At 57.6% G+C, this 396-nt stretch carries 1 pseudogene; it reads right to left on the reverse strand.

Going from position 1 to position 396, the window contains the following annotated elements:
- Nucleotides 1–396, reverse strand: a pseudogene (locus E0L35_RS25960) (glutamate synthase large subunit); the annotation flags it as partial.

The following is a 396-nucleotide window of genomic DNA, read 5'->3' on the forward strand; positions in this document are numbered from 1 at the left end:
GCACGGATGATATCCATCCCACCTGCCAGCAGGAGTTCCAGCATGTTATCCATCGAACTGGAGTCAGAGCCGGTTTCGTTGACGAACGGCGCGGCGTCGTGCAGGTCAGGGATCAGCGGCGTCTGGAATTTATAGGTACGCGCACGCGCCCATTGGCGGTTACCAGTGATGGTGTTGATTTCACCGTTATGCGCGAGGTAGCGGAACGGCTGCGCCAGCGGCCAGCGCGGTACGGTGTTAGTGGAAAAGCGCTGGTGAAACAGGCAGATGGCCGATTCCAGACGCAGGTCCGCGAGGTCCAGGTAGAAGCGCGGCAGATCCGCCGGCATACACAGACCTTTATAAATATTGACCAGATTCGACAGGCTACAGACGTAGAAGTCTTTGTCGGCTTCG

It is taken from the genome of Halomonas sp. ATBC28 (genome assembly GCF_005937175.1).
GTDB lineage: Bacteria > Pseudomonadota > Gammaproteobacteria > Pseudomonadales > Halomonadaceae > Vreelandella > Vreelandella titanicae.